The following is a 21,724-nucleotide window of genomic DNA, read 5'->3' on the forward strand; positions in this document are numbered from 1 at the left end:
CACGTACATGAGCAACATGAACCACGAGCGTGTCCTCAGTGTTCATCACTGGAACGACACTCTGTTCAGCTTCAAGTGCACCCGCGATCCGGGCCTGCGCTTCGAGAACGGTCAGTTCGTGATGATCGGCCTGCAACAGCCCAACGGCCGGCCGCTCATGCGCGCTTACTCGATTGCCAGCCCGAACTGGGAAGAGCATCTCGAGTTCTTCAGCATCAAAGTGCCTGATGGCCCGCTGACTTCCCAGTTGCAGCATCTGAAGGAAGGCGACGAGATCATCATCAGCAAGAAGCCTACCGGCACCCTGGTGCTGGACGACTTGAAGCCTGGCAAGCATTTGTACCTGCTCAGCACCGGTACCGGTCTGGCGCCGTTCATGAGCGTCATCCAGGACCCGGAAACCTACGAGCGTTTCGAAAAGGTGATCCTGTGCCACGGCGTGCGTTACGTCAACGAAGTCGCTTACCGCGAGTTCATCACCGAGCACCTGCCGCAGAACGAGTTCTTCGGCGAGGCCCTGCGTGACAAGTTGATCTACTACCCGACCGTGACCCGCGAGCCGTTCGAAAACGAAGGCCGCCTGACCGACCTGATGCGCAGCGGCAAGCTGTTCAGCGATATCGGTCTGCCACCGATCAACCCGCAGGACGACCGCGCCATGCTGTGCGGCAGCCCGAGCATGCTCGACGAGACCAGCGAAGTGTTGAACAGCTTCGGCCTGAAAGTTTCGCCGCGGATGCGCGAGCCGGGTGATTACCTGATCGAGCGTGCGTTCGTCGAGAAGTAACAACACCGCATCACTGAAAAGCCCCCATTGCCTGTGCAGGCAATGGGGGCTTTTTTATGCCGGACACAATCTCTACGCGTTGGATACGGGGATGACTTCGAGAACGCGGATAAGCCCGGCTTCCGGGTAATGCCAGCGCACATCCAGATCCCAGAACTGCGCGCCGTATTCGCGCTCAGGCGCAGGAATCTGGTACGCCGGGCGTGGGTCTTGTGCCAGGCATTGCTCGATCAACTCGACCAGGGGCTCGTCAAGCCGCTGAGCGTGGCCGTGGGCCTGTTGCAGGGCCGAGTCCGTCCACTGCACGGGAATCAGTAGCGGCGGGGCGCTGGCGATGCTATTGGACGCCGTGTCGATGATGTCGGCGTAGGGCACGTAGGGTTTGATGTCGAGAACCGGCGTGCCGTCCAGCAAGTCGATGCCGGAAATCCACAGCCGATTGGCTTCGACCTTGTCCAGTTTGACCACCGACTGGCCGATGCCATTGGGGCGATGCGTCGCGCGGGTGGCGAACACGCCCATGGATTTGTTACCGCCCAGGCGCGGCGGGCGGACTTTGAGGCGTGGCTTTTCTTCCAGCGCTTGATGAAACAGGAACAGCAGCCACACATGGCTGACCTGCTCCAGCCCCTGCACCGCATCGCCCTGATCGAACGGCGCCACCAGCTCCAGTACGCCCCGAGCGGCCGGGGCCAGTTGCGGTTGACGCGGAATGGCGAACTTCTCCTTGAAACAGGAGCGCACGAAGCCGATGGGGGAAACACTGTAGGTCATGGTTTGGGGTCAAAGCGATTTGAGGGTGAGCATGATAACCCACCCAAAGATCGTTCCCACGCTCTGCGTGGGAATGCCTCAATGGACGCTCTGCGTCCGCTCTTGGGACGCGGAGCGTCCCCGGCTGCATTCCCACGCAGAGCGTGGGAATGATCATAGGGAAGAGTTCAGAGACTAAACCCACCATCCAAAGGAATGACATTCCCGGTCATATATGCCCCGGCCGTACTCGCCAGGCTGATCGCCAACGCCGCCATTTCTTCCTCCCGGCCCCAGCGCTTCATCGGAATCAGCGCCGTGTCTTCGGCCAACGCCTGCTCATCGTTGCCGATGTGCTGAGTCATCTTGCTCGGGAAGCGTCCCGGTGCAATCACGTTGACGTTGATGTGCTGGCTCACCAGCTCTCGCGCCAGAATCCGCGACAGTTGATGCAGGGCGGCTTTGCTCGGGCCGTAGGCATACGCCTGTTCGCCGAAGGACGAAATCCCGGCCACCGAGCCGATGTTGATAATCCGTGCCGGATTCGCCGCCGAACCGGCCTTGCGCAGCAGCGGCAGAAATTGCTGGATGCAGTTGAACACCGAGGTCACATTGAGCTGCATGACTTTTTCCCAGCCCTTGACCGGGTAACTCTCCAGCGGCGCACCCCAGGTGGTGCCGGCGTTGTTCACCAGAATATCCAGCTGACCGATCTGTTCGCTCAATTGCGCAGCCAGTTCCTGAACTCCTTCTTCATGGGCCAGATTGGCAGCCACAGCATGGCAAACCCCGAAAGCGCTCAGCTCAACGGCAGTTTGCTGGCAGGCTTCGGCATCCCGGGCGCACACGTACACGGTGGCGCCGGCCTCGACATAAGCCTTGGCGATCATTTTGCCGATACCGCGGGTGCCGCCGGTCACCAGAGCGGTGCGGCCTTGCAGAGAGAAGTAGGGATGCATGGCGAGTCCTGAGAGCTGAGGGTCGATACACCCTAGTCTTCAGCCGCCGGAAGCGGAGCCACTATTTTTGCGCGGAATGGTGGGCCATACGGCCCTGTAGGAGCACAGCTTGCTGGCGATGGCGTTTTGACGATCGCCTTCGCCAGCAAGCTGTGCTCCTACAGTTTTGTGGGCGATTTACTGCGGGCGCACGCGCAGGGTCAGGCCCTTGAGGAAGTTGCGCAGCAGTTGATCGCCGCATGGGCGGTAGTTGGTGTGGCCGAACTTGCGGAACAGCGCGCTCAGCTCAGGCTTGGACACCGGGAACTCGGCGGCCTTGAGAATGGCGTGCATGTCGTCTTCCTTCAGTTCGAAGGCGACGCGCAATTTCTTCAGGATGATGTTGTTGGTCACCGGCACTTCGATCGGCTGCGGCGGACGGCTTTCGTCCTTGCCACGCTTGAAGATCACCAGGCCGTCGAGGAAATGCGCCATGACTTCGTCCGGGCACCGTACGAAACCTTCCTCATCTTCTTCTTTCTTGTCGAGGTACGTCACCAGGTCGGGCAGGGTGACGTCCATGTCGCCGAGCTTGATGATCTCGATGACTTTCTTGTCGCTGATGTCGAGCATGTAGCGCACGCTGCGCAGTACGTCGTTATGAATCATGTGTGCAGTCCTGATATTTCGCTGTGGGCGCCGCATAAAGCTGCGGCGCCGAAATGTATGGCGGCGGGAAAAGCCTTAGAACTTCTCTTTGCCGGACAGGTAGCGCCATTGCCCGACGGGCACTTTGCCGATGGACACGCCGCCGATGCGGATGCGGCGGATGGCGACAACCTTGAGGCCGACGGCCTGGCAGAACAGGGCGATCACGCCCGGTTGTGGGTTTTTCATGGCAAAGCGCAGACGGTTTTCGTTCTGCCAGCTGGCCTTGACCGGCGGCAGTTCCTTGCCCTTGTACGTCAGGCCGTGGTTCAGGCGGTTGAGGCCGTGAGCCACCATGTCGCCTTCAACCTCGACCACATATTCCTGCTCGATCTTGCTGGCATCGGCGGTGAGTTTGCGCAGGATTTTCCAGTCCTGGGTGAACACCAGCAGGCCGCTGGCGTTGGCCTGCAGGTCGGCGCTGGCGGTCAGGCGCAGGAAGTGGCCCTTGAGCGGACGTTTGCCGTAGCGGTGTTCTTCGCTCAGGGTCGCGGCGCTGAGGGTCGCCATGGCGCTGTCCGCGTCCATGCCCGCCGGGACGTTCACCAGGATGGTCACCGGCTCCGGTGCAGTGGCCTTGGCCTCTGGATCGAGCTCGACTTTCTGGGTATCGACCTTGAACTGCGGCTCGTCGATGACTTCACCGTCGACGGTGACCCAGCCGCCCTCGATGAACAGCTCAGCCTCCCGACGGGAGCAGCCGACGAGTTCGATGAGGCGTTTGGAGAGACGAATCGGGTCAGTCATGACAGGGCCGTAACAAAAAAGGGGGGAGGCATTGTACCTGCCCGGCGCCGGTTAATCGCGGGTCCATTTGCCTCATGTGCTTTTAATGCATTGTGTCAGCCATGTTGTGAACGTTGCTGGCCCTGGCGCAAACGCATATGCAGCAACGGATAAGGCTGGCCCATACCGTCATGCTCCGAACGACCAATCACCTCGAAGCCCTGCTTGAAATAAAACCCCAGGGCCTGCGGGTTCTGCTCGTTGACGTCCAGCTCATCGGCGTTCAGGTGTTCCAGGGCGTAGCGCAGTAATTGCTTTCCCAGGCCCTGGCCGCGGTGATCCGGGTCGATGAACAGCATTTCTATCTTGCCCGCCGCCACGCCGGCGAACCCGGTAATGCGTTGGCGCGAGTCTTTGGTGCAGATCAGCATGACGGCATCGAGGTAGCGGGTCAGGACCAGGTTCTTCAGCAGTTCGATGTAGCTGTCGGGCAGAAAGTCATGGGTGGCGCGCACCGAGGCTTCCCACACTCGGGTGAGTTCTTCGTAGTCGCTCTGTTTCGGTGTGTGAATGACCGAATGTTGGCGCATGGCCGCTTGCTCCTTCTGTTAAGAGCCGTTCCCGTAAGGCTGCGAGTTTTTTCTCCCACAAAACGATAGACGTAAAAAAGCCCCGCATCTCGTCAAGAGAGCGGGGCTTTTCGTATTTTTTGCGTTTAGATCTGTTCAGCCCACAGGTCGTATTCGTCGGCGTCAGTCACTTTGCACCAGACCTTGTCGCCTGGCTTCAGGTTGCTGCCGTTGTCGATGAACACGTTGCCGTCGATTTCCGGGGCATCGAAGAAGCAACGGCCGACCGCGCCTTGCTCGTCGACTTCGTCCACCAGCACTTCGATTTCACGGCCGATGCGCATTTGCAGGCGTGCCGAGCTGATGGCCTGCTGGTGCGCCATGAAACGCTCCCAACGGTCTTGCTTGACGTCGTCCGGAACGATTTCCAGGTCCAGATCGTTGGCCGGTGCGCCTTCAACCGGCGAGTACTGGAAGCAGCCGACGCGGTCCAGCTGGGCTTCGGTCAGCCAGTTCAGCAGGTACTGGAAGTCTTCTTCGGTTTCGCCAGGGAAGCCGACGATGAAGGTCGAACGGATAATCAGGTCCGGGCAGATTTCGCGCCAGTTCTTGATCCGCGCCAGGGTCTTGTCTTCGAAGGCCGGGCGTTTCATGGCTTTGAGGACTTTCGGGCTGGCGTGCTGGAACGGGATGTCCAGGTACGGCAGGATTTTCCCGGCGGCCATCAGCGGGATCAGCTCGTCGACGTGCGGGTACGGGTAAACGTAGTGCAGACGAACCCAGACACCGAGGGTGCTCAGGGCTTCGCAGAGTTCGGTCATGCGGGTTTTCACCGGCGCGCCGTTCCAGAAACCGGTGCGGTATTTCACGTCGACGCCGTAGGCGCTGGTGTCCTGGGAAATCACCAGCAGCTCTTTGACGCCGGACTTGACCAGGCGCTGGGCCTCGTCGAGCACGTCACCGACCGGGCGGCTGACCAGTTTGCCGCGCATTGAGGGGATGATGCAGAAGCTGCAGCTGTGGTTGCAGCCTTCGGAAATCTTCAGGTAGGCGTAGTGGCGCGGGGTCAGTTTGATCCCTTGTGGCGGCACCAGGTCGATCAGCGGGTTGTGATCTTGACGCGGCGGTACGACGTCGTGCACGGCGTTGACCACTTGCTCGTATTGCTGCGGACCGGTCACGGCCAGCACGCTTGGGTGTACGTCGCGGATGTTGCCTTCTTCGACGCCCATGCAGCCGGTCACGATGACCTTGCCGTTTTCCTTGATGGCTTCGCCGATCACTTCCAGGGACTCAGCCTTGGCCGAGTCAATGAAGCCGCAGGTGTTGACCACCACGACGTCGGCGTCCTGATAAGTGGACACAACGTCATAGCCTTCCATGCGCAGCTGGGTAAGGATGCGCTCGGAGTCGACCAGTGCTTTCGGGCAACCCAGGGATACGAAGCCAACCTTTGGATTGGCCGGCGCAGGAGTGGTGGACATGTCTAACCTCGGTATTTGTGACGCCTCCAGCCGATGACGGCTAGGCGACAGACGGGCGCTATGTTGCACCCTCTGGTCAAAAAGTGCGCAATTCTAACGATGGGCGGCGCACTTGACCAGCTTTATGCAGGGAAATACGACGAGTGCTGCGCTATGCTTCGCGCCGTTACGCTTTACCGATTTTTTACAGTCAATAAAACGTCTGTAACAACAAGTAAAACAGTGCATGCTGCACGACAAAAGCATAGTGCTTCTTCGAAGAAGCCCGGGTCTGAGTAGTAGGAGTAATGGATGGGGCAGGCAAGTAGTCAGGCGATAGCCGGTGGGCATTCGGCGGCGAAGCCGATCAGCATGCTGGTCGCGGCGGTCGGAGTGGTTTATGGCGACATCGGCACGAGCCCGTTGTACACCCTCAAAGAAGTGTTTTCCGGTGGCTATGGCGTGCCCGTCAACCATGACGGCGTGCTGGGCATTCTGGCGCTGATCTTCTGGTCGCTGATCTGGGTCGTGTCGATCAAATACATGCTGTTCGTACTGCGTGCCGACAACCAGGGCGAAGGCGGGATCATGGCCTTGACCGCGCTGGCGCGACGAGCGGCGGGAGGGCGAGCAAAATTACGCACACTGCTGGTGGTCTGCGGGCTGATCGGCGCGGCGCTGTTCTATGGCGACAGCATGATTACCCCGGCGATTTCCGTGCTGTCGGCGATTGAAGGGCTGGGGCTGGCCTTCGAAGGCATCGACCATTGGGTGGTGCCGCTGTCGCTGGTGGTGCTGGTGGCGCTGTTTCTGATTCAGAGCCACGGCACGGCGCGGATCGGCATTCTGTTCGGGCCGATCATGGTCACCTGGTTTCTGGTGCTCGGCGCGTTGGGCGTGTATGGCATCAGCCAGCACCCGGAAGTGTTGCAAGCGATCAACCCGGTGTGGGGCGTACGCTTCTTCATGGACCACCCGGGCATGGGCGTTACGATTCTTGGCGCCGTGGTACTGGCGTTGACTGGCGCCGAGGCACTGTACGCCGACATGGGCCACTTCGGTCGCAAGCCGATCGCACGGGCCTGGTTCATTCTGGTGCTGCCGGCACTGGTACTGAACTACTTCGGCCAGGGCGCCTTGCTGCTTGGTGATCCGGAAGCTGCCCGCAACCCGTTCTATCTGCTGGCGCCAAGCTGGGCGTTGATTCCGTTGGTAGGATTGTCGACCATGGCCACGGTGATTGCCTCGCAAGCGGTGATCTCCGGCGCGTTCTCCCTGACCCGTCAGGCGATCCAGCTCGGCTACATTCCGCGCATGCACATTCAGCACACCTCGAGTGCCGAACAAGGCCAGATTTACATCGGTGCGGTGAACTGGTCGTTGATGGTCGGCGTGATCCTGCTGGTAATTGGCTTCGAGTCCTCCGGCGCCCTGGCCTCGGCCTACGGCGTGGCAGTGACCGGGACCATGCTGATGACCACGATTCTGGTGTCGGCGGTGATGCTGCTGCTGTGGAAATGGCCACCGGTTCTCGCGGTCCCTGTGTTGCTGGGCTTTTTGTTGGTAGACGGTTTGTACTTCGCCGCCAACGTGCCGAAAATCGTCCAGGGCGGGGCGTTCCCGGTGATCGCCGGTATCGCGCTATTCGTCCTGATGACCACCTGGAAACGCGGCAAGCAACTGCTGGTGGATCGCCTGGACGAGGGTGGGCTGCCGCTACCGATCTTCATCAGCAGTATCCGCGTGCAACCGCCGCATCGGGTCCAGGGCACCGCTGTGTTCCTTACCGCTCGCCCGGATGCCGTGCCTCACGCGTTGTTGCACAATTTGCTGCATAACCAGGTACTGCACGAGCAAGTGGTGTTGCTGACCGTGGTGTACGAAGACATCCCGCGCGTCCCGCCGCAACGACGTTTCGAGGTCGATTCCTACGGCGAAGGCTTCTTCCGGGTGATCCTGCACTTCGGCTTCACCGACGAGCCGGACGTGCCGCAAGCGCTGAAGTTGTGTCATCTCGATGACCTGGACTTCAGCCCGATGCGCACCACGTACTTCCTCAGCCGCGAGACAGTCATCGCCTCCAAACTCGAAGGCATGGCCCGCTGGCGCGAGGCGTTGTTCGCCTTCATGCTGAAAAACGCCAATGGCAACCTGCGCTTCTTCAATCTGCCGCTGAACCGGGTGATTGAGCTGGGTACCCAAGTCGAGATGTAAGCCCCATGAAAAAGCCCCCGTTGCCATGAAGGTAGCGGGGGCTTTTTCGTTTCAGTGCCTTTACTTGCTTTCAGGCCGCTCTTCTTCAGATTCGGTCATTGTCCGGGCAGGTCGCGGCGTCAGCACCTTCACCACATCATCAATCACGGCCTTACTCATCGCCGTCAGGTAATGCGCGGCCCAGGCGTGGCGGTCGGTGTCTTTTGCGTAGGCTGCATCCTCGGTAAATGATTTGGCGAGGAACAGCAGGTCGGAGGCTTGTGACAATGCATCAACGATGGGGACACCGGCGCGGACGTTGAATAGCGCCTGATCCGAGCAGTAGATGAGCGGGGTGAAGCCGATGGTTTTTAGTTCTGAAATCGCGCTTGAATCTGTTTTGTTCATGTCTGACTCCTTAACCCGAGGGAGCAGCGGCCACGTTCGTTTCCAAGCGAATGGGTGGCAGCTGTACGTAGGTTGGAAAACCGGGAGCTAAGGAACCGGCACGCCCGAAGGCGTCCCACGCACAGCCGCCATAACAGGATCGCAGCTGTAAAAACCACTGCCGTACTGATGGGGGGCGCTGTTGCACTTAACTCGACGGGTTTCCAAGCCCGAATCGCTGAATGGTCAGCGACGTCCGGAGGGTATCCCGTCGAAGAAAAACGCAACAAGGCGGCAAAGCGCCCAAAAAGATAGATTCGGAGTTTGCCTACAAGGTCTGCGGGCGTCATCCGATATTTGCGACACTTGAGTAAACGAAACTAAACATATCTAGTGAGCTTGAAACGCAGGCGAGCGTTTTTGCAGCTTGCCGTATGTTGAGTTCGACGCAATGCTCTGCGCAGAACTGTGTGTTCAAATTTGCATGATTGTGAGGGGAGGTGAGTATGACGGCATCACAAGAGCGTGCTGACCAAGCGATATCGGTGACTGCAATGGTCGGGCGCTTCAGTGCGAGACTCAAGGATATCTCCAGTCGTGCCACTGAGCGTCTGGTCATTTTCAAAGACAATCAGCCAGCAGCGGTCATTATCAATGTCGAGGCGTATCAGGAAATGCTCGATGAGCTTAAGGATCTTCGCGTTGAAGCAGCAGCTTGGGAGCGACTGATCGGTTTTGACCAGTCCAAGGCGATCAGCCATGACGATATGCGGGCAAGGTACGCCAGGAGAGACTAAAGGAGCAGGGAAAGGGCTTGACGGTTCGATATTTTCAATGAGTCAAGTGTCCACGTTTTATGGAATGTGGACACTCGGAGTTTCTAGCTTCATGAAGAGTCAAGACATTTTGCTTTTGTTCAAGATGACCAGCCTGCACGCCCAGGAAGAAAATCTTTTTGGGCAGATGGAATCTGAGTCGAATTCGAACATGGTTGAGGAATTGTTGAAGTCCCGGCAGATAAATCGAATGACGGCTGGTGGCGCTTCATGTTTGTACATGTAAAAAAGCCCCCGCAACCATGAGTCTGCGGGGGCTTTTTGTGTTCGGGGGCTCAGATCACTCCTGAACCGCCGTCTCCTTCGCTTGACGCTTCTCGATGGCATCGACCAGCCGCTGGGCCAGTTTCGGGTAGTTCTCATCGAAGTGATGGCCGCCAGGCAGTTTCATCGCTTCGCCCACGGCGGTCTTGTCGGTGCAGCCGCTTTCGTCGACTTCTTCTTCACCGTAGATGCACACCACTTTCGCCGGTGGCAGCTTGGCCATTTCCGGGCCGGTGGCGGCTTCTTTGCCGGCGTTGCCGAGCCAGCCTTCGACTTCGATCTCGAAGCTGCCGGTGCGGGCGAAGGCGAGCAGGATGATTGCGTCGACCCGCTGCTGTTCGGCTTCCGGCAGGCGGTTGTAGATGGCTGGCAGTACGTCGGCGCCGAATGAGTAGCCGGTCAGGATGAAGCGCTTGGTGCCCCATTTCTGCCGGTAGTGCTGCATCAGTTCGGTCAGGTCCAGAGCGCTTTGTTCCGGGCTCTTGTGCTGCCAGTAGTAGCGCAGGGTGTCGATGCCGACCACCGGGTAGCCGATCTTCGCCATCTCGCCGGCCACGTCGCGGTCCAGGTCGCGCCAGCCGCCATCGCCGGAGAGGAACAGGGTGACGGTGTCCTTGGCCTGACCGGCCGGCACTTCGACCACCGGAATCTGCAGGCCACCGGTGGCTTTATCGCCACCGACGAGGGTTTTGCGCAGTTCGTTGTTCAGCACTTGCGGCAGGTTGATGTCGTAATCGCTGATGCTGGTTTCGGCGTTGGGCTGGTCACGCACGAAGCCGGCGCTGGTGTCGTCCGGGTTGTCGTTCCAGGCCACCAGCCAGTGACCGTGGGCAGCACTTTTTGGCAGCAGGTGGGTGCAGCCGGGTTTTTCCAGGGCCAGGTCAACCGAAATGGCCTGGGCCTTGTCGTCCTTCTGCTCGGCGAGCCAGCGCCACGCCAGCACCGCGCCAGGGCCGATGCCGCTGACCAGGGTTGCCGGGCCTTTGAGTTCTCTGAGGCCAGCTTGCAGGGCGCGACTTTGCTGGATGCAGTCCTTGGGCAGGATCACCTGGACGATCTGCGCCGAGCCGCTGCGGCTCAGGGTCATCAATTGTTTGTCGCTGAGCTTCTGCTCTTCATTGACCGCCACCAGCACCTGGGCGCGAGGCGTGGTGCCAGGGATGACGCGGGTCATCTCGGCGCCATCGGCCGGCGTCAGCAGTTCGAGGGTCGGTTCGGGTGCCGGGCGTTTCAGGTACCAGTAACCGCCACCGACAATCAGGGCCAGCACTACCAGTGTGGCCAGTACGTACCGCAGGGAGCGTTGAATCATCAGCGTTTCACCAATCCAGTCAAGCCGCCCGCAATCAGGGCAGCAGTATCGGCCAGGGCCACCAGCGGATCGAGTCCGGCAGGCACGGCCATATAACGGGGTTCCCAGTCAGGCTGGAACTTGTCTTTGAAGCGGCGCAAACCTTGGAAGTTGTACAGCTGCTCACCACGGCGGAACACCATCGAGCCCAGTCGCTGGGTCAGTGGTGCGCCGCGCCGGGGTTGCAACCCCGACAATGGCACCATGCCCAGGCTGAACCGCGCGTATCCATGATTTTTATAATGTTGAATCAGGCCGACCATCATGAATTCCATGGTCAGCTTCGGGGCGTCGGGGTGTGCGCGCATCAGATCGAGGCTGGCCAGTTCATGGCCGTAGGTCTCGAGCAGGTTGGCGAACGCCACCGGGCGCCCTTCGAAACGAATCACCGCGACGCGGAAGTGCTTGAGGTAGTCATCACTGAAACGCCCGAGCGAGAAGCCTTTCTCGCGCACATTCTTGCCGGTCAGCCAGGCATCGGAAATCACCTTGAGCTCGTCCATCGGCGCTTGCCCCGGCTCATGGATCTCCAGTGACAGGCCGTCACGGGTGCCACGGTTCCAGGTGTAGCGCAGGTCCTTCATCTCTTTGCCTTTGGCTTCGAGATCGAAACGCTTGAGGTCGACCCGGGCTTCTTCGCCGAGCTTGATCGCGGTCAGGCCGATGTCCATGTAGTACGGCAGGTTCTCGGCACGTACTTGATAAAACACAGGGCGGGCGTGATGGATATCGCACAGGTCGCGGAACTGCCAGATCATTTCCGCACGTTGCTGGGTGGGGCCGATCGGGTCATACAGCGCCACCAGGCTGCGGCCACGGCGGGCGTACATCAGGAATGCCTCGTCGTTGGGGTGAAACAGCAGCGCCTTGTCACCGGTCAGGGCCAGGCCGCCATCCGGTTGGGAGGAGGCCATGAGGATATTAGCCGCGCGCTCCAGTTCATCGGAGGTTGGCAGGTGGATTATCGGACGCGCGGTACGCAGCAGCCACGTCAGGGACACCACCACCAGCAGCACCGCGGCACCCAGCAGCGAGCGCAAGCCTCGCGGGGCGTCGGCGTCGAGGGTGAACTGCCACCAGAGTTGATGGCTGTACGGAACGTCCTGATAGGCGAACAGCAGCAACCAGATCGAGGCGCCGAGTACGCAGAGACTCGCCACCAGATACAGCGGCGAAAACGGCAGCTCGGTCAGGCGGCTGGGGCGGTAGAACGAGCGCCGGAAAACCCCCAGCAAACTCGCCGTCAGGGTCATCAGGCTGGCTTCTTCCCAGTCGAACCCTTTGAGCAGAGAGAGCAGGGCGCCGACCAACAACAGAATAGTGGTCAGCATCCACGCGGCCGACAGGCGGCGACGCAAGCCCTGAGCCAGCAGCAGGCAGAGCACGCCCACCAGGCTGGCGCCGAAGTGCGAGGCGTCGACCAGTCGATGCGGGATCAGAAAACCGATGTGTTCAAGGCGTGTATCGATCTCCGGCGTCACGCCGGAGAACAGCAGCACCACGCCGGACAGGAACACCAGTACCGCCAGAATCGGCGCGGCCAGGCCTGAGGCGGCGCGGAGCGTCTGGCGTGTCTGAAACAGGCGCTGGCCTTCGTTGATCAGCAGCAGTACGCAAGCCACCAGCAGCGGCAATATCACGTAGATCAGACGGTAGAGCAGCAGGGCGGCAGCCAGTGGCGCGGCACCGAGCTTGTCGGCGAAGGCCGCCAGCAAAATCGCTTCGAACACCCCGACACCGCCGGGTACATGGCTGAGCACGCCAGCGGCCAGGGCCAGTAGATAGACCAGCAGGAACGCACCGAAGGGTGGCGCTTCCGGCAGCAGCAGATAGAGCACCGTCGCGGCGGCGGCCACGTCCAGGGCGGTGATGACCAGTTGCAGGAAGGTCAGGCGGCGGCCCGGCAGGCGCAAGGTGCGGCGGCCGACCTTGACCAGCAGGTTGTCCGGGTAAGGCTGTTCCGGCAAGCGGCGGCGGTAGATGCCGATCGCCAGTACCGTGGCGAGCAGTAGCACGGCCACTGCGATCGCACCCAGCAACGCCTCGGAGAAACCCAGGGCCAGCGAGGCGGCGGGCAGGTTGCTCAGGGTGGCGAGGGCAGCCAGGGGCGGGAGGGCACAGCCGAGCGAGAGGCTGGCAAACAGCGTCATGTGCGCGACTTCCGAAGCCCCCACGCCATGACGTGCATATAAACGGTAGCGAACCGAGCCCCCCGACAGTAGCGACAGACCGATGGCATTGCCAATGGCGAAGGCGGTGAAGCCGCCCAGCGCCACGATTCGTGGCGCCAGCGTCACGCCGGCATAACGGCTGGCCGACCATTCGTAGCCCAGCAGAATGATGAAGCCGACGACGGTCGCGCCTAAGGCTCCCAGCAAGGCCGGTCTCGGCACTTCCAGGATCGAGTCGTGCAGCGCGTACAGATCGAGTTCGCTCAGCAGGTGACGACAGGCAATCAGCGCGATGGCGAACAACAGCAAAGTGACCGCCAGACCGATGGGTTGACGGTATTTGCTGATTCGATCCAGCAAGCGCAGACGCTCGGCTTTGATCGGTTGTGTCGCTGTGACGGTGTCTTGTGGATCAGACGAGTTGGCGCGCATCAATCACCTCTTGGATTGTGCGCGACAGGATGGGGGTATCCAGCCAAGTTACCAATCCCTGTAGAAAAAAATAATCACAAATATTAACGCGTCTCACCGGGTATCGGCGATGGCGCATCACCAGTCGTCGAGGGTTTCCCTTGCGGTTCAGCCTAGGTCTGAACTCACAGTCTGGTGACCCCGAACGGCTCACTGCACAGTGACAGATCATTGTTGCGAAAGGACTTTTTCAACAGATACAAAAAAGGCCACTCTTTCGAGTAGCCTTTTTTGATGTTTGGTTGCGGGAGCCGGATTTGAACCGACGACCTTCGGGTTATGAGCCCGACGAGCTACCAGACTGCTCCATCCCGCGTCTGTGTGGCGGCATTCTACAGGCGAACGCCGGAGTGTCAACCGTTAATCCAAGTATGGGTCAAATAAACCGAAATTAGCGGCGAGTGGTCGCCGAGGAGCGCTAAGTTTCGGAATCAGAACGATTTCTCGTTTCTGCTCGGTAACGCATAAAGCGATGATTTTTTATAAAACAGGCGCGCACAAAAAAAGGCCACTCTTTCGAGTAGCCTTTTTCGATGTTTGGTTGCGGGAGCCGGATTTGAACCGACGACCTTCGGGTTATGAGCCCGACGAGCTACCAGACTGCTCCATCCCGCGTCTGTGTGTCGGCATTCTACAGAGGATCGCCGGGCTGTCAACCTTCAATCTCGGTAAAACCTGTTCCTGTTCAATCGCTTAGGTGAAAGCAGGGGGTGGAGATCGGGCTGAAACGCAGGCAGGGCAAGGCTTTCGGCTCTATCGCCAAGTGGCTTTCGATTGAGAAAATAAATTCCTCCGGAGCTTTTCCTACCGCTCGAAAAGAAGATTCAGACCACTGGTGCTATATACAGGTGTCAGTGAGATACTGCCGGTACGACACACTGATACTTCATTTCTCCGCCATGAACATCGCTTTTATATGACGCAGCGAAAAATCATCCACGTCGATTGTGACTGCTTCTACGCCGCCATCGAGATGCGTGACGACCCGCGCCTGGCCGGTAAGCCTTTAGCGGTGGGCGGCTCGGCGGATCGGCGTGGGGTGATTGCTACCTGTAACTATGAAGCGCGGGCGTATGGCGTGCGCTCGGCCATGTCTTCCGGACATGCCTTGAAACTGTGTCCAGACCTGACCATCGTCAAGCCGCGCATGGAGGCCTATAGAGAAGCGTCGAAGGAAATTCATACGATCTTTCGCGATTACACCGACCTGATCGAGCCGTTGTCCCTGGACGAGGCGTACCTCGACGTGTCGGACAGTGCGCATTTTGGTGGCAGCGCCACGCGAATCGCCCAGGACATTCGCCGCCGGGTGTCCAACCAGTTGCACATCACCGTATCGGCCGGCGTGGCGCCGAACAAGTTTCTCGCCAAGATCGCCAGTGACTGGAAGAAGCCCAACGGCTTGTTCGTGATCACGCCGGATCAGGTGGACGACTTTGTCAGCGGCTTGCCGGTGAGCAAGTTGCACGGTGTTGGCAAAGTGACCGCCGACAAACTGGGCAAGCTCGGCATCGTCGATTGCCTGCAATTACGCGAGTGGAGCAAATTGGCGCTGGTGCGTGAATTCGGCAGCTTCGGCGAGCGACTCTGGAGCCTGGCCCGAGGGATCGATGAGCGGTTGGTGCACAACGACAGTCGTCGGCAGTCGATCAGCGTTGAAAACACCTACGACGTGGACCTGCCGGATCTGGTGAGTTGTCTGGATAAATTGCCCGAGCTGCTGGAGTCCCTGAATGGCCGCATGGCGCGGATCGACAGCAGCTATCGCCCGGGCAAGCCGTTCGTCAAAGTGAAATTCCATGACTTTACCCAGACCACGTTGGAGCAGGCCGGGGCAGGGCGGGATCTGGGGAGTTATCAGCTGCTGCTGACCCAGGCCTTCAATCGCGGCGGGAAACCGGTGCGGTTGTTGGGGGTTGGGGTGAGGCTGGAGGATTTGCGGGGCGGGTTTGAGCAGTTGGAGTTGTTTGAGCGGTGAGATATTAAAATCAAAAGATCGCAGCCTTCGGCAGTTCCTACGCGCCTGTGGGCGCCGCCGAAGGCTGCGATCTTTTAATAGGCCTTAATTCGGCCCCGGATCTGCCACCAGTCGCCCGGCATCCTTGGTCAGTGACTTGAGGAACTCGGCCTGCAACTCGGGATCGTTGCGGGTCAGTTCGATCAGGCTCTGTTCCAGTTCGCTGGCTTCTTCTTCCAGACCCAGTTCCGACAGGCGTTTGACCCGGTGCACCCACTGGCTCACTTCGTCGTCTTCGAGGTCGTCGTAAATCAGCCCATGGGCTTCGAGCAGCTTGCCGCGCAAGTTGTTGCTGATCGCCAGGGACGAGTCGGTGTGCACATCGTCCTTGTTGTCCTCGACACTGATCTGCAGCTTGCCCAGATGATTGAGGTCATATTCGGCGAACGGGCTGTCCAGCAGGTTCAGGCGCAACACGCCGTTGCGGTCGGTGCTCAGCTCGAACGTGTTCTTGCCGGCCTTGACCTGCACCGGACGCTCGCTCCATGGCAGGCTCGAATATTCCGTGCGCTTGTCGCGCTGGACTTCGTCGATGCCCGCCAGGTTCTGCTGCGCGCGACCGTGAGACTGCACGTTCATGAACGGGTTGAGCCCGGCAAAACCATAGCTGAGCCAGTCCTTCGTCACGCTGTCCGGCAGATTACCGAGGGCGAACACGTTGACCACGTTCGCACCGACGCCGGCCACTACGGCCACCGCCCCCAGCGGGATCTCATAGATCTCCCTCCAGGGTTGGTAAGGCGTGTAACGGTCATAGTGGCGCGTGACTTCGAACTCGGTGACTTCGAAGGTCTTCTGCTCGTGGATTTTCACCCGACGTTGCGGCAGCTCAAGCACTTTGGGCTCGCCGACATCGATCTGCAGGCTGTGATCGAGCAATTTACGCTCGACCCGCTCCTCGTGCTCGCTGCGTTGTGACATGTGATTGGCACAGCCGCTGACCAGCAGGGTGCCGCACAGGGCGGCACCACCGAGGCCTAAGGTGTTTCGCTTGAACATGACGTCTCTATCTGGTGTCAGCGGCGGATACGGGCCTGGAGGAAAGACAGCACGTCAGCAACCGGCAACGCTTGCGCCTCGGCTTCGGTACGGCTCTTGTATTCCAGATTGCCGTCGGCGAGGCCGCGGTCACTGACCACGATCCGGTGTGGAATGCCGATCAGCTCCATGTCCGCGAACTTGATGCCCGGGCTGGTTTTCTTGTCGCGGTCGTCCAGCAATACGTCGAAGCCGGCAGCAGTCAGTTCTGCGTAGAGCTTGTCGGTGGCTTCGCGAACCTGCTCGGTTTCGTAGCGCAGCGGTACCAGAGCAATCTGGAACGGGGCCAGAGCGTCGCTCCAGATGATCCCGTTCTCGTCGTTGTTCTGTTCGATGGCGGCGGCCACCACGCGGGAGACGCCAATGCCGTAGCAGCCCATTTCCAGGGTCACCGGTTTGCCGTTCTCGCCCAGCACTTCGCACTTCATCGCTTTGCTGTACTTGTTGCCCAGCTGGAAGATGTGCCCGACTTCGATGCCGCGCTTGATTTCCAGAGTGCCTTTGCCGTCAGGGCTAGGGTCGCCGGCGACAACGTTGCGCAGGTCAGCGACGGTTGGAACCGGCAGATCGCGCTCCCAGTTCACGCCGAAGTAGTGCTTGTCGTCGATGTTGGCGCCGATGCCGAAGTCGCTCATCAGCTCGACGGAACGGTCGATGATGATCGGCAGCGGCAGGTTCAGCGGGCCGAGGGAACCGGCGCCGGCGCCAATGGCGTCGCGCAGTTCGGCTTCGGAAGCCATGACCAGCGGGCTGGCAACGCCAGGCTGGTTGGCGGCCTTGATTTCATTCAGTTCGTGGTCGCCACGGATGATCAGGGCAATCAGCTTGCCTTTCTCTTCAGCGTGCACCACCAGGGTCTTGATGGTTTTTTCGATCGGCAGGTTGAAGCCTTCGACCAGTTGCGCGATGGTCTTGGCGTTCGGCGTGTCGATCAGGCGCAGCTCTTCGGCAGGCAGCGGGCGAGAGGTTTCCCGCGGTACGGCTTCGGCTTTCTCGATATTCGCGGCGTAGTCGGAACCGTTGCTGAAGACGATGTCGTCTTCGCCGGATTCGGCCAGTACGTGGAACTCGTGGGAACCGGCGCCACCGATGGAGCCGTTGTCGGCTTCAACCGGACGGAATTTCAGGCCCAGGCGGGTGAACACGTTGCAGTACGCCTGGTGCATGCGATCGTAGGTGACCTGCAGCGATGCCTGATCGGCGTGAAACGAGTAGGCGTCCTTCATGATGAATTCGCGGCCACGCATCAAGCCGAAGCGTGGGCGGATTTCGTCACGGAATTTGGTCTGGATCTGATACAGGTTGATCGGCAGCTGTTTGTAGCTGCTCAACTCGTTGCGCATCAGGTCGGTGATGACTTCTTCGTGAGTCGGGCCGGCGCAGAAGTCGCGACCGTGGCGATCCTTGAAGCGCAGCAATTCAGGGCCGTATTCTTCCCAGCGACCCGACTCCTGCCACAGCTCGGCCGGTTGAGTGCTCGGCATCAACACTTCGAGAGAACCGGCGGCGTTCATTTCTTCACGCACGATGGCTTCGACCTTGCGCATCACTCGCAAGCCCATCGGCAGCCAGGTGTACAGGCCCGAGGCGAGTTTGCGGATCATGCCGGCGCGCAGCATCAGCTGATGGCTGATGACGACCGCGTCGGAAGGCGTTTCTTTCTGTGTGGCGAGCAAAAATTGACTGGTGCGCATGGTTGGCCGTTGTCGGTTGCGGATAACGAGAAGTGATGGGGCATTGTACGGGCGAGATCTGCTGGCGTACAGGCGTGCGGCCGGCTGTGTGGCTGGAGGGCGAGAATCTGCTCGCCCTCTGCGATGCATCCTGCATTAAAGAGGCTGCGATTCTTCCGTGACCGGGGTCTGAGCCGGTTCAGGCGTCGGGGTCGGACCGGCGCGGCGGTTTTCCTGGAACCAGTGCAGGGCGATCAACAACAGCGTCGGAACGCCCAGCAGGGCAGTGATCAGGAAGAAGTTGTGGTAGCCGAATTTTTCCACCATGACCCCTGAATAGCCGCCGATCAGGCGGGGCAACAAGAGCATGATCGAGCTCAGCAGGGCGTACTGGGTCGCGGAGAATTTGAGGTTGGTCAGGCTCGACAGGTAAGCGACGAACGCTGAAGTCGCCAGGCCCGAGCTGAAGTTATCCAGGGAAATGGTGACGATCAGCATCTGCAGGTTGGCGCCCATGTCCGTGAGCATCAGGAACAGCAGGTTGGTGGCCGCCGATGCAGCGCCGCCAATGAACAGAATGGGCAGAATGCCGAAGCGCACGATGAGCAGGCCGCCCATGCCGGCGCCGACCAATGTCATGATCAGGCCGAAAATCTTGCTGACGCTGGCGATCTGATCTTTGGTGAACCCTTGGTCGATGTAGAACACGTTGGCCATCACACCCATGACCGTGTCGGACATCCGGTAGGTGGCGATCAGCCCGAGCAGCAACAGGGCTTGCCAGCGGTAACGCAGAATGAAGTCGTTGACCGGCGTCAGCACCGGCGCCAGGCCACGGCGGCCAATGGCCGACAAGCACAGGGCGGTGAGCGTGGTATAGAGGATTGCCCGCAGGAACGCGCGGTCGTCGAGTAACAGGTCGAGCAGGCTGACGCCGTTGAATAGTACGCTGGCGAAGTCGGTGTTGTAGAACTGGGTGAACATGGCCGGTACGGACACCAGCAGCACGATCAGCACGAACACCGACGCCAGCTGGTGCACGAAGCTGTAGCGTCCGGCCTGAAGCTGAGTGCGCAGTGGCACCGGCGGTTCGCGCATGAACAGGGAGGTCAGCAGCGCCGGGATCATCAAGATGCCGAACAGTAGATAGGTGCCAGTCCACGCCGCATGTTTGTAGTTGAAGCCGGTGGAGCCGAAGCCTTCGGCGAAGAACAGTGCGCCCGCCGTTGCCAGCAGGGCTGCGACCCGATAACCGGCCATGTAGCTGGCCGCCAGTGCAGCCTGGCGGGTATCGTCGACGATTTCCAGGCGATAGGCGTCGATGGCAATGTCTTGCGTTGCCGAAGCAAAGGCGACGACCACAGCGATGGCGATCAGCCAGGACAGGTGTTTTTGCGGGTCGCAGAAACCCATGCCGATCAGGCCGAGGATCACCAGTGCCTGGGCCAGCACCAGCCAGGAGCGTCGTCGACCAAGCTTGCCGAGCAGCGGCAGGCGCCACTGGTCGAGCAGCGGGGACCAGACCCATTTAAAGGCGTAGGCCAGACCGATCAGGCTTGCATAGCCGATGGTTTCGCGGGCAACACCGGCTTCGCGCAGCCAGACTGAAAGCGTCGAAAACACCAGCATGTAGGGCAAGCCGGCGGCGAAACCAAGCAGCAACAGCACGAGCGTCGAGGGGCTGGCATAGGCGGCGAGCGCGGCGCGCCAGGTTTTACGGGGCATGGGCTGGAGTCTGCCTCAAGAATTACGGAAACAAAGCGCGCACTCTAACCGCTGTGCTCTACCGGGCGCCAGCCATGGCGCTGAATATCAACACGATTGTTCAGGACACTGATGCCTTCCATGCGCAATCGGGCCCGTTGTTCGTCCCCCGAAGGGCTGCCCACGGGCAGGCTGATCCGACCACCGGCACCCAGCACACGATGCCAGGGCAATTTAGTGTCACCGGGCAGTTGGCTCAATGTTCGCCCGACCCAGCGGGCGGCGCGACCCAGTCCCGCCAGCTCGGCGAGCTGGCCGTAGCTCACGACTTTGCCCTCGGGCACTTGTGCCAGGGTCAGGTAGAGCGCCGTGCGTCGGATTTGCGCCGCGCTTTCGGTTTCAGCGGTTGAGTCGGTCACGTCCGGGTTCCTGAAAAAAATACGCATTGACCGTCTGTAGAGTAAATCCTGGATTGTCAGTTGAGAAATGAACTCAATAGAAATAGTCGGGTCAGTCCTTGCCAGGGCCTTATTTCCAGGAATAATGCCGACTTTTTTTCGCAAAGTTGAGCTTTTGATTCGCTTATGTTGTCCAGAACCTTGCTGTGCCTCGCTGTCGTCAGTGCTTCTACTCCCTTGCTCGCCGATACGGTCTGGTTGAAGAACGGTGACAAGCTGAGCGGCAAGATCACCCTCTTCGATGGCGGCAAGCTGTTGATCCAGACCCAGTATGCCGGTGCGGTCCCGATAGACTGGAAAGAGGTCAAAACCCTGGAAAGCGATCAGCAATTGCTGGTCAAGCAGGATGCTTACACCGGCGAAAAGGCCAAGTCGCTGCACGCGGCAGAGGACGGCAAGGTCACGCTGGCCAACGGCGAGACCCCCAAGACCGTGGAACTGGCCAGTATTCAGCAGATCCTCAAGCCCAAACCGGTGGTCGAGGATTTGGTGTTTAAAGGTAACGTCGACCTGGCGCTGGATTATCAGCGGGCAGAAAAAGATACCGATGATTACGACGTCGACTTCAAAACCACCGCGCGTCACGGTCGGTGGCGTCATACGGCGGAAGGTGAGTACAACCGCGAGTTTCAGGATGACGTGGTCACCACTGATAACTGGCGTGCCGAGTATTCTCTCGATCGCTTCCTCACCGAGAAGTGGTTCTGGCAGGGGCGTTTGAATTACAAGCGCGACAAGGTCGAAGAGCTCTCCCGTCAGCGCACCGTCGGTACGGGCCCCGGTTATCAATTCTGGGATGACGAACTGGGCGCCTTCTCCCTGGGCTCGCTCCTCAACCGCACGGACTACGAATTTTCCGATGGCGGAAAGCAAAACTTCTATTCCCTGGCCATGAAGTGGAACTACAACCGCTACCTGATCGGCAAGAAGGTTGAGTTCTTTACCAGTGGCGAAGTGGGTAAGCCACTGTCCGGTGTCGCGGATTACGCACTCGATACCGAGGCCGGCCTGCGCTACAAAGTCACCGATTGGGCGTCGCTGAACCTGAAGGCCGAGAAAGACATCATCAGTGGCACCGACAATGCGGACCTGAACAAGACCCGATATACCGCAGGGTTTGGCGTGGCCTGGTAACACGCTACAAGATCGAAAGAAAAGATCACAAAATACACAGGCACAAAAAAGCCCCGCTTTTAAGGGCGGGGCTTTTTACTAAA

At 59.8% G+C, this 21,724-nt stretch carries 18 protein-coding genes, 2 tRNA genes and 1 pseudogene; 6 read left to right on the forward strand and 15 right to left on the reverse strand.

All coding sequences use genetic code 11. From position 1 onward, the window contains the following. Nucleotides 1–7 precede the first annotated feature (7 nt). A complete protein-coding gene (fpr, locus tag PMI21_RS06555; RefSeq protein ID WP_003443014.1) occupies nt 8–787 on the forward strand; it encodes a ferredoxin-NADP reductase in 780 nt (259 codons plus the stop codon). Between the two features lie 72 nt (nt 788–859). Here the strand turns inward: fpr and tsaA are convergent, their stop codons facing one another. The 6 genes from tsaA to rimO form a co-directional block, all read right to left on the reverse strand. After that, nucleotides 860–1,561, reverse strand: coding sequence for a tRNA (N6-threonylcarbamoyladenosine(37)-N6)-methyltransferase TrmO (tsaA, locus tag PMI21_RS06550; protein WP_007940568.1), 702 nt, complete (start codon nt 1,559–1,561; stop codon nt 860–862). A gap of 167 nt (nt 1,562–1,728) precedes the next feature. Then, nucleotides 1,729–2,499, reverse strand: a complete 771-nt coding sequence (locus tag PMI21_RS06545) for an SDR family oxidoreductase (RefSeq protein ID WP_007940569.1) — start codon at nt 2,497–2,499, stop codon at nt 1,729–1,731. Nucleotides 2,500–2,676: 177 nt separating this feature from the next. Further along, a complete protein-coding gene (locus PMI21_RS06540) occupies nt 2,677–3,147 on the reverse strand; it encodes a DUF1456 family protein (protein WP_007940570.1) in 471 nt (156 codons plus the stop codon). A gap of 75 nt (nt 3,148–3,222) precedes the next feature. Continuing rightward, nucleotides 3,223–3,933, reverse strand: a complete 711-nt coding sequence (locus PMI21_RS06535; RefSeq protein WP_007940571.1) for an rRNA pseudouridine synthase — start codon at nt 3,931–3,933, stop codon at nt 3,223–3,225. Nucleotides 3,934–4,028: 95 nt separating this feature from the next. Then, on the reverse strand, nt 4,029–4,502 hold the full coding sequence (locus PMI21_RS06530; RefSeq protein ID WP_007940572.1) for an acetyltransferase: 474 nt from the start codon (nt 4,500–4,502) through the stop codon (nt 4,029–4,031). A gap of 125 nt (nt 4,503–4,627) precedes the next feature. Next, complete coding sequence (rimO, locus tag PMI21_RS06525; RefSeq protein WP_007940573.1) at nt 4,628–5,965, reverse strand: 30S ribosomal protein S12 methylthiotransferase RimO; 1,338 nt, start codon at nt 5,963–5,965, stop codon at nt 4,628–4,630. A 291-nt stretch (nt 5,966–6,256) separates the two neighbouring features. On the opposite strand from rimO, the gene PMI21_RS06520 reads away from it, so the two are divergent. Further along, complete coding sequence (locus tag PMI21_RS06520) at nt 6,257–8,158, forward strand: potassium transporter Kup (protein WP_007940574.1); 1,902 nt, start codon at nt 6,257–6,259, stop codon at nt 8,156–8,158. A 60-nt stretch (nt 8,159–8,218) separates the two neighbouring features. On the opposite strand, the gene PMI21_RS06515 is transcribed toward PMI21_RS06520, so the two are convergent. Then, complete coding sequence (locus PMI21_RS06515) at nt 8,219–8,545, reverse strand: DUF3077 domain-containing protein (RefSeq protein ID WP_007940575.1); 327 nt, start codon at nt 8,543–8,545, stop codon at nt 8,219–8,221. 485 nt (nt 8,546–9,030) lie between these two features. On the opposite strand from PMI21_RS06515, the gene PMI21_RS06510 reads away from it, so the two are divergent. Both PMI21_RS06510 and PMI21_RS30055 read left to right on the forward strand, forming a co-directional pair. Then, the gene (locus tag PMI21_RS06510; RefSeq protein WP_007940576.1) at nt 9,031–9,321 is read left to right on the forward strand and encodes a hypothetical protein; all 291 of its coding nucleotides are present in this window, start codon (nt 9,031–9,033) and stop codon (nt 9,319–9,321) included. 91 nt (nt 9,322–9,412) lie between these two features. Further along, nucleotides 9,413–9,565 (forward strand): annotated as a pseudogene (locus PMI21_RS30055) (MarR family transcriptional regulator); the annotation flags it as partial. 75 nt (nt 9,566–9,640) lie between these two features. On the opposite strand, the gene PMI21_RS06505 reads toward PMI21_RS30055, so the two are convergent. From PMI21_RS06505 to PMI21_RS06490, 4 genes are all read right to left on the reverse strand, one after another. Then, entirely contained in the window at nt 9,641–10,936 is a 1,296-nt protein-coding gene (locus tag PMI21_RS06505) for a virulence factor family protein (RefSeq protein WP_007940578.1), read from the reverse strand. Continuing rightward, the gene (mprF, locus tag PMI21_RS06500) at nt 10,936–13,578 is read right to left on the reverse strand and encodes a bifunctional lysylphosphatidylglycerol flippase/synthetase MprF (RefSeq protein ID WP_007940579.1); all 2,643 of its coding nucleotides are present in this window, start codon (nt 13,576–13,578) and stop codon (nt 10,936–10,938) included. Before mprF ends, PMI21_RS06505 begins: the two co-directional genes overlap by 1 nt. A gap of 278 nt (nt 13,579–13,856) precedes the next feature. Continuing rightward, nucleotides 13,857–13,933: transfer RNA gene (locus tag PMI21_RS06495), tRNA-Met, on the reverse strand. 222 nt (nt 13,934–14,155) lie between these two features. Further along, a tRNA-Met gene (locus PMI21_RS06490) sits at nt 14,156–14,232 on the reverse strand. A 301-nt stretch (nt 14,233–14,533) separates the two neighbouring features. Between PMI21_RS06490 and dinB the strand changes: the two genes are divergently transcribed. Further along, a complete protein-coding gene (gene dinB, locus PMI21_RS06485; RefSeq protein WP_007940580.1) occupies nt 14,534–15,595 on the forward strand; it encodes a DNA polymerase IV in 1,062 nt (353 codons plus the stop codon). A gap of 84 nt (nt 15,596–15,679) precedes the next feature. Here dinB and PMI21_RS06480 read toward each other — a convergent pair whose 3' ends face one another. From PMI21_RS06480 to PMI21_RS06465, 4 genes are all read right to left on the reverse strand, one after another. Beyond that, entirely contained in the window at nt 15,680–16,633 is a 954-nt protein-coding gene (locus PMI21_RS06480; RefSeq protein ID WP_007940582.1) for a hypothetical protein, read from the reverse strand. Between the two features lie 17 nt (nt 16,634–16,650). Then, nucleotides 16,651–18,366, reverse strand: coding sequence for a proline--tRNA ligase (locus PMI21_RS06475; RefSeq protein ID WP_007940583.1), 1,716 nt, complete (start codon nt 18,364–18,366; stop codon nt 16,651–16,653). A gap of 135 nt (nt 18,367–18,501) precedes the next feature. After that, nucleotides 18,502–20,070, reverse strand: a complete 1,569-nt coding sequence (locus PMI21_RS06470) for an AmpG family muropeptide MFS transporter (RefSeq protein ID WP_007940586.1) — start codon at nt 20,068–20,070, stop codon at nt 18,502–18,504. Nucleotides 20,071–20,114: 44 nt separating this feature from the next. Beyond that, complete coding sequence (locus PMI21_RS06465) at nt 20,115–20,495, reverse strand: MGMT family protein (RefSeq protein WP_238541235.1); 381 nt, start codon at nt 20,493–20,495, stop codon at nt 20,115–20,117. A 138-nt stretch (nt 20,496–20,633) separates the two neighbouring features. Between PMI21_RS06465 and PMI21_RS06460 the strand changes: the two genes are divergently transcribed. Then, nucleotides 20,634–21,641: a DUF481 domain-containing protein gene (locus PMI21_RS06460; protein WP_007940588.1), complete on the forward strand. Its 1,008-nt coding sequence runs from the start codon at nt 20,634–20,636 to the stop codon at nt 21,639–21,641. The last annotated feature ends 83 nt before the right edge of the window (nt 21,642–21,724 follow it).

Source organism: Pseudomonas sp. GM18 (assembly GCF_000282195.1).
Lineage (GTDB): Bacteria > Pseudomonadota > Gammaproteobacteria > Pseudomonadales > Pseudomonadaceae > Aquipseudomonas.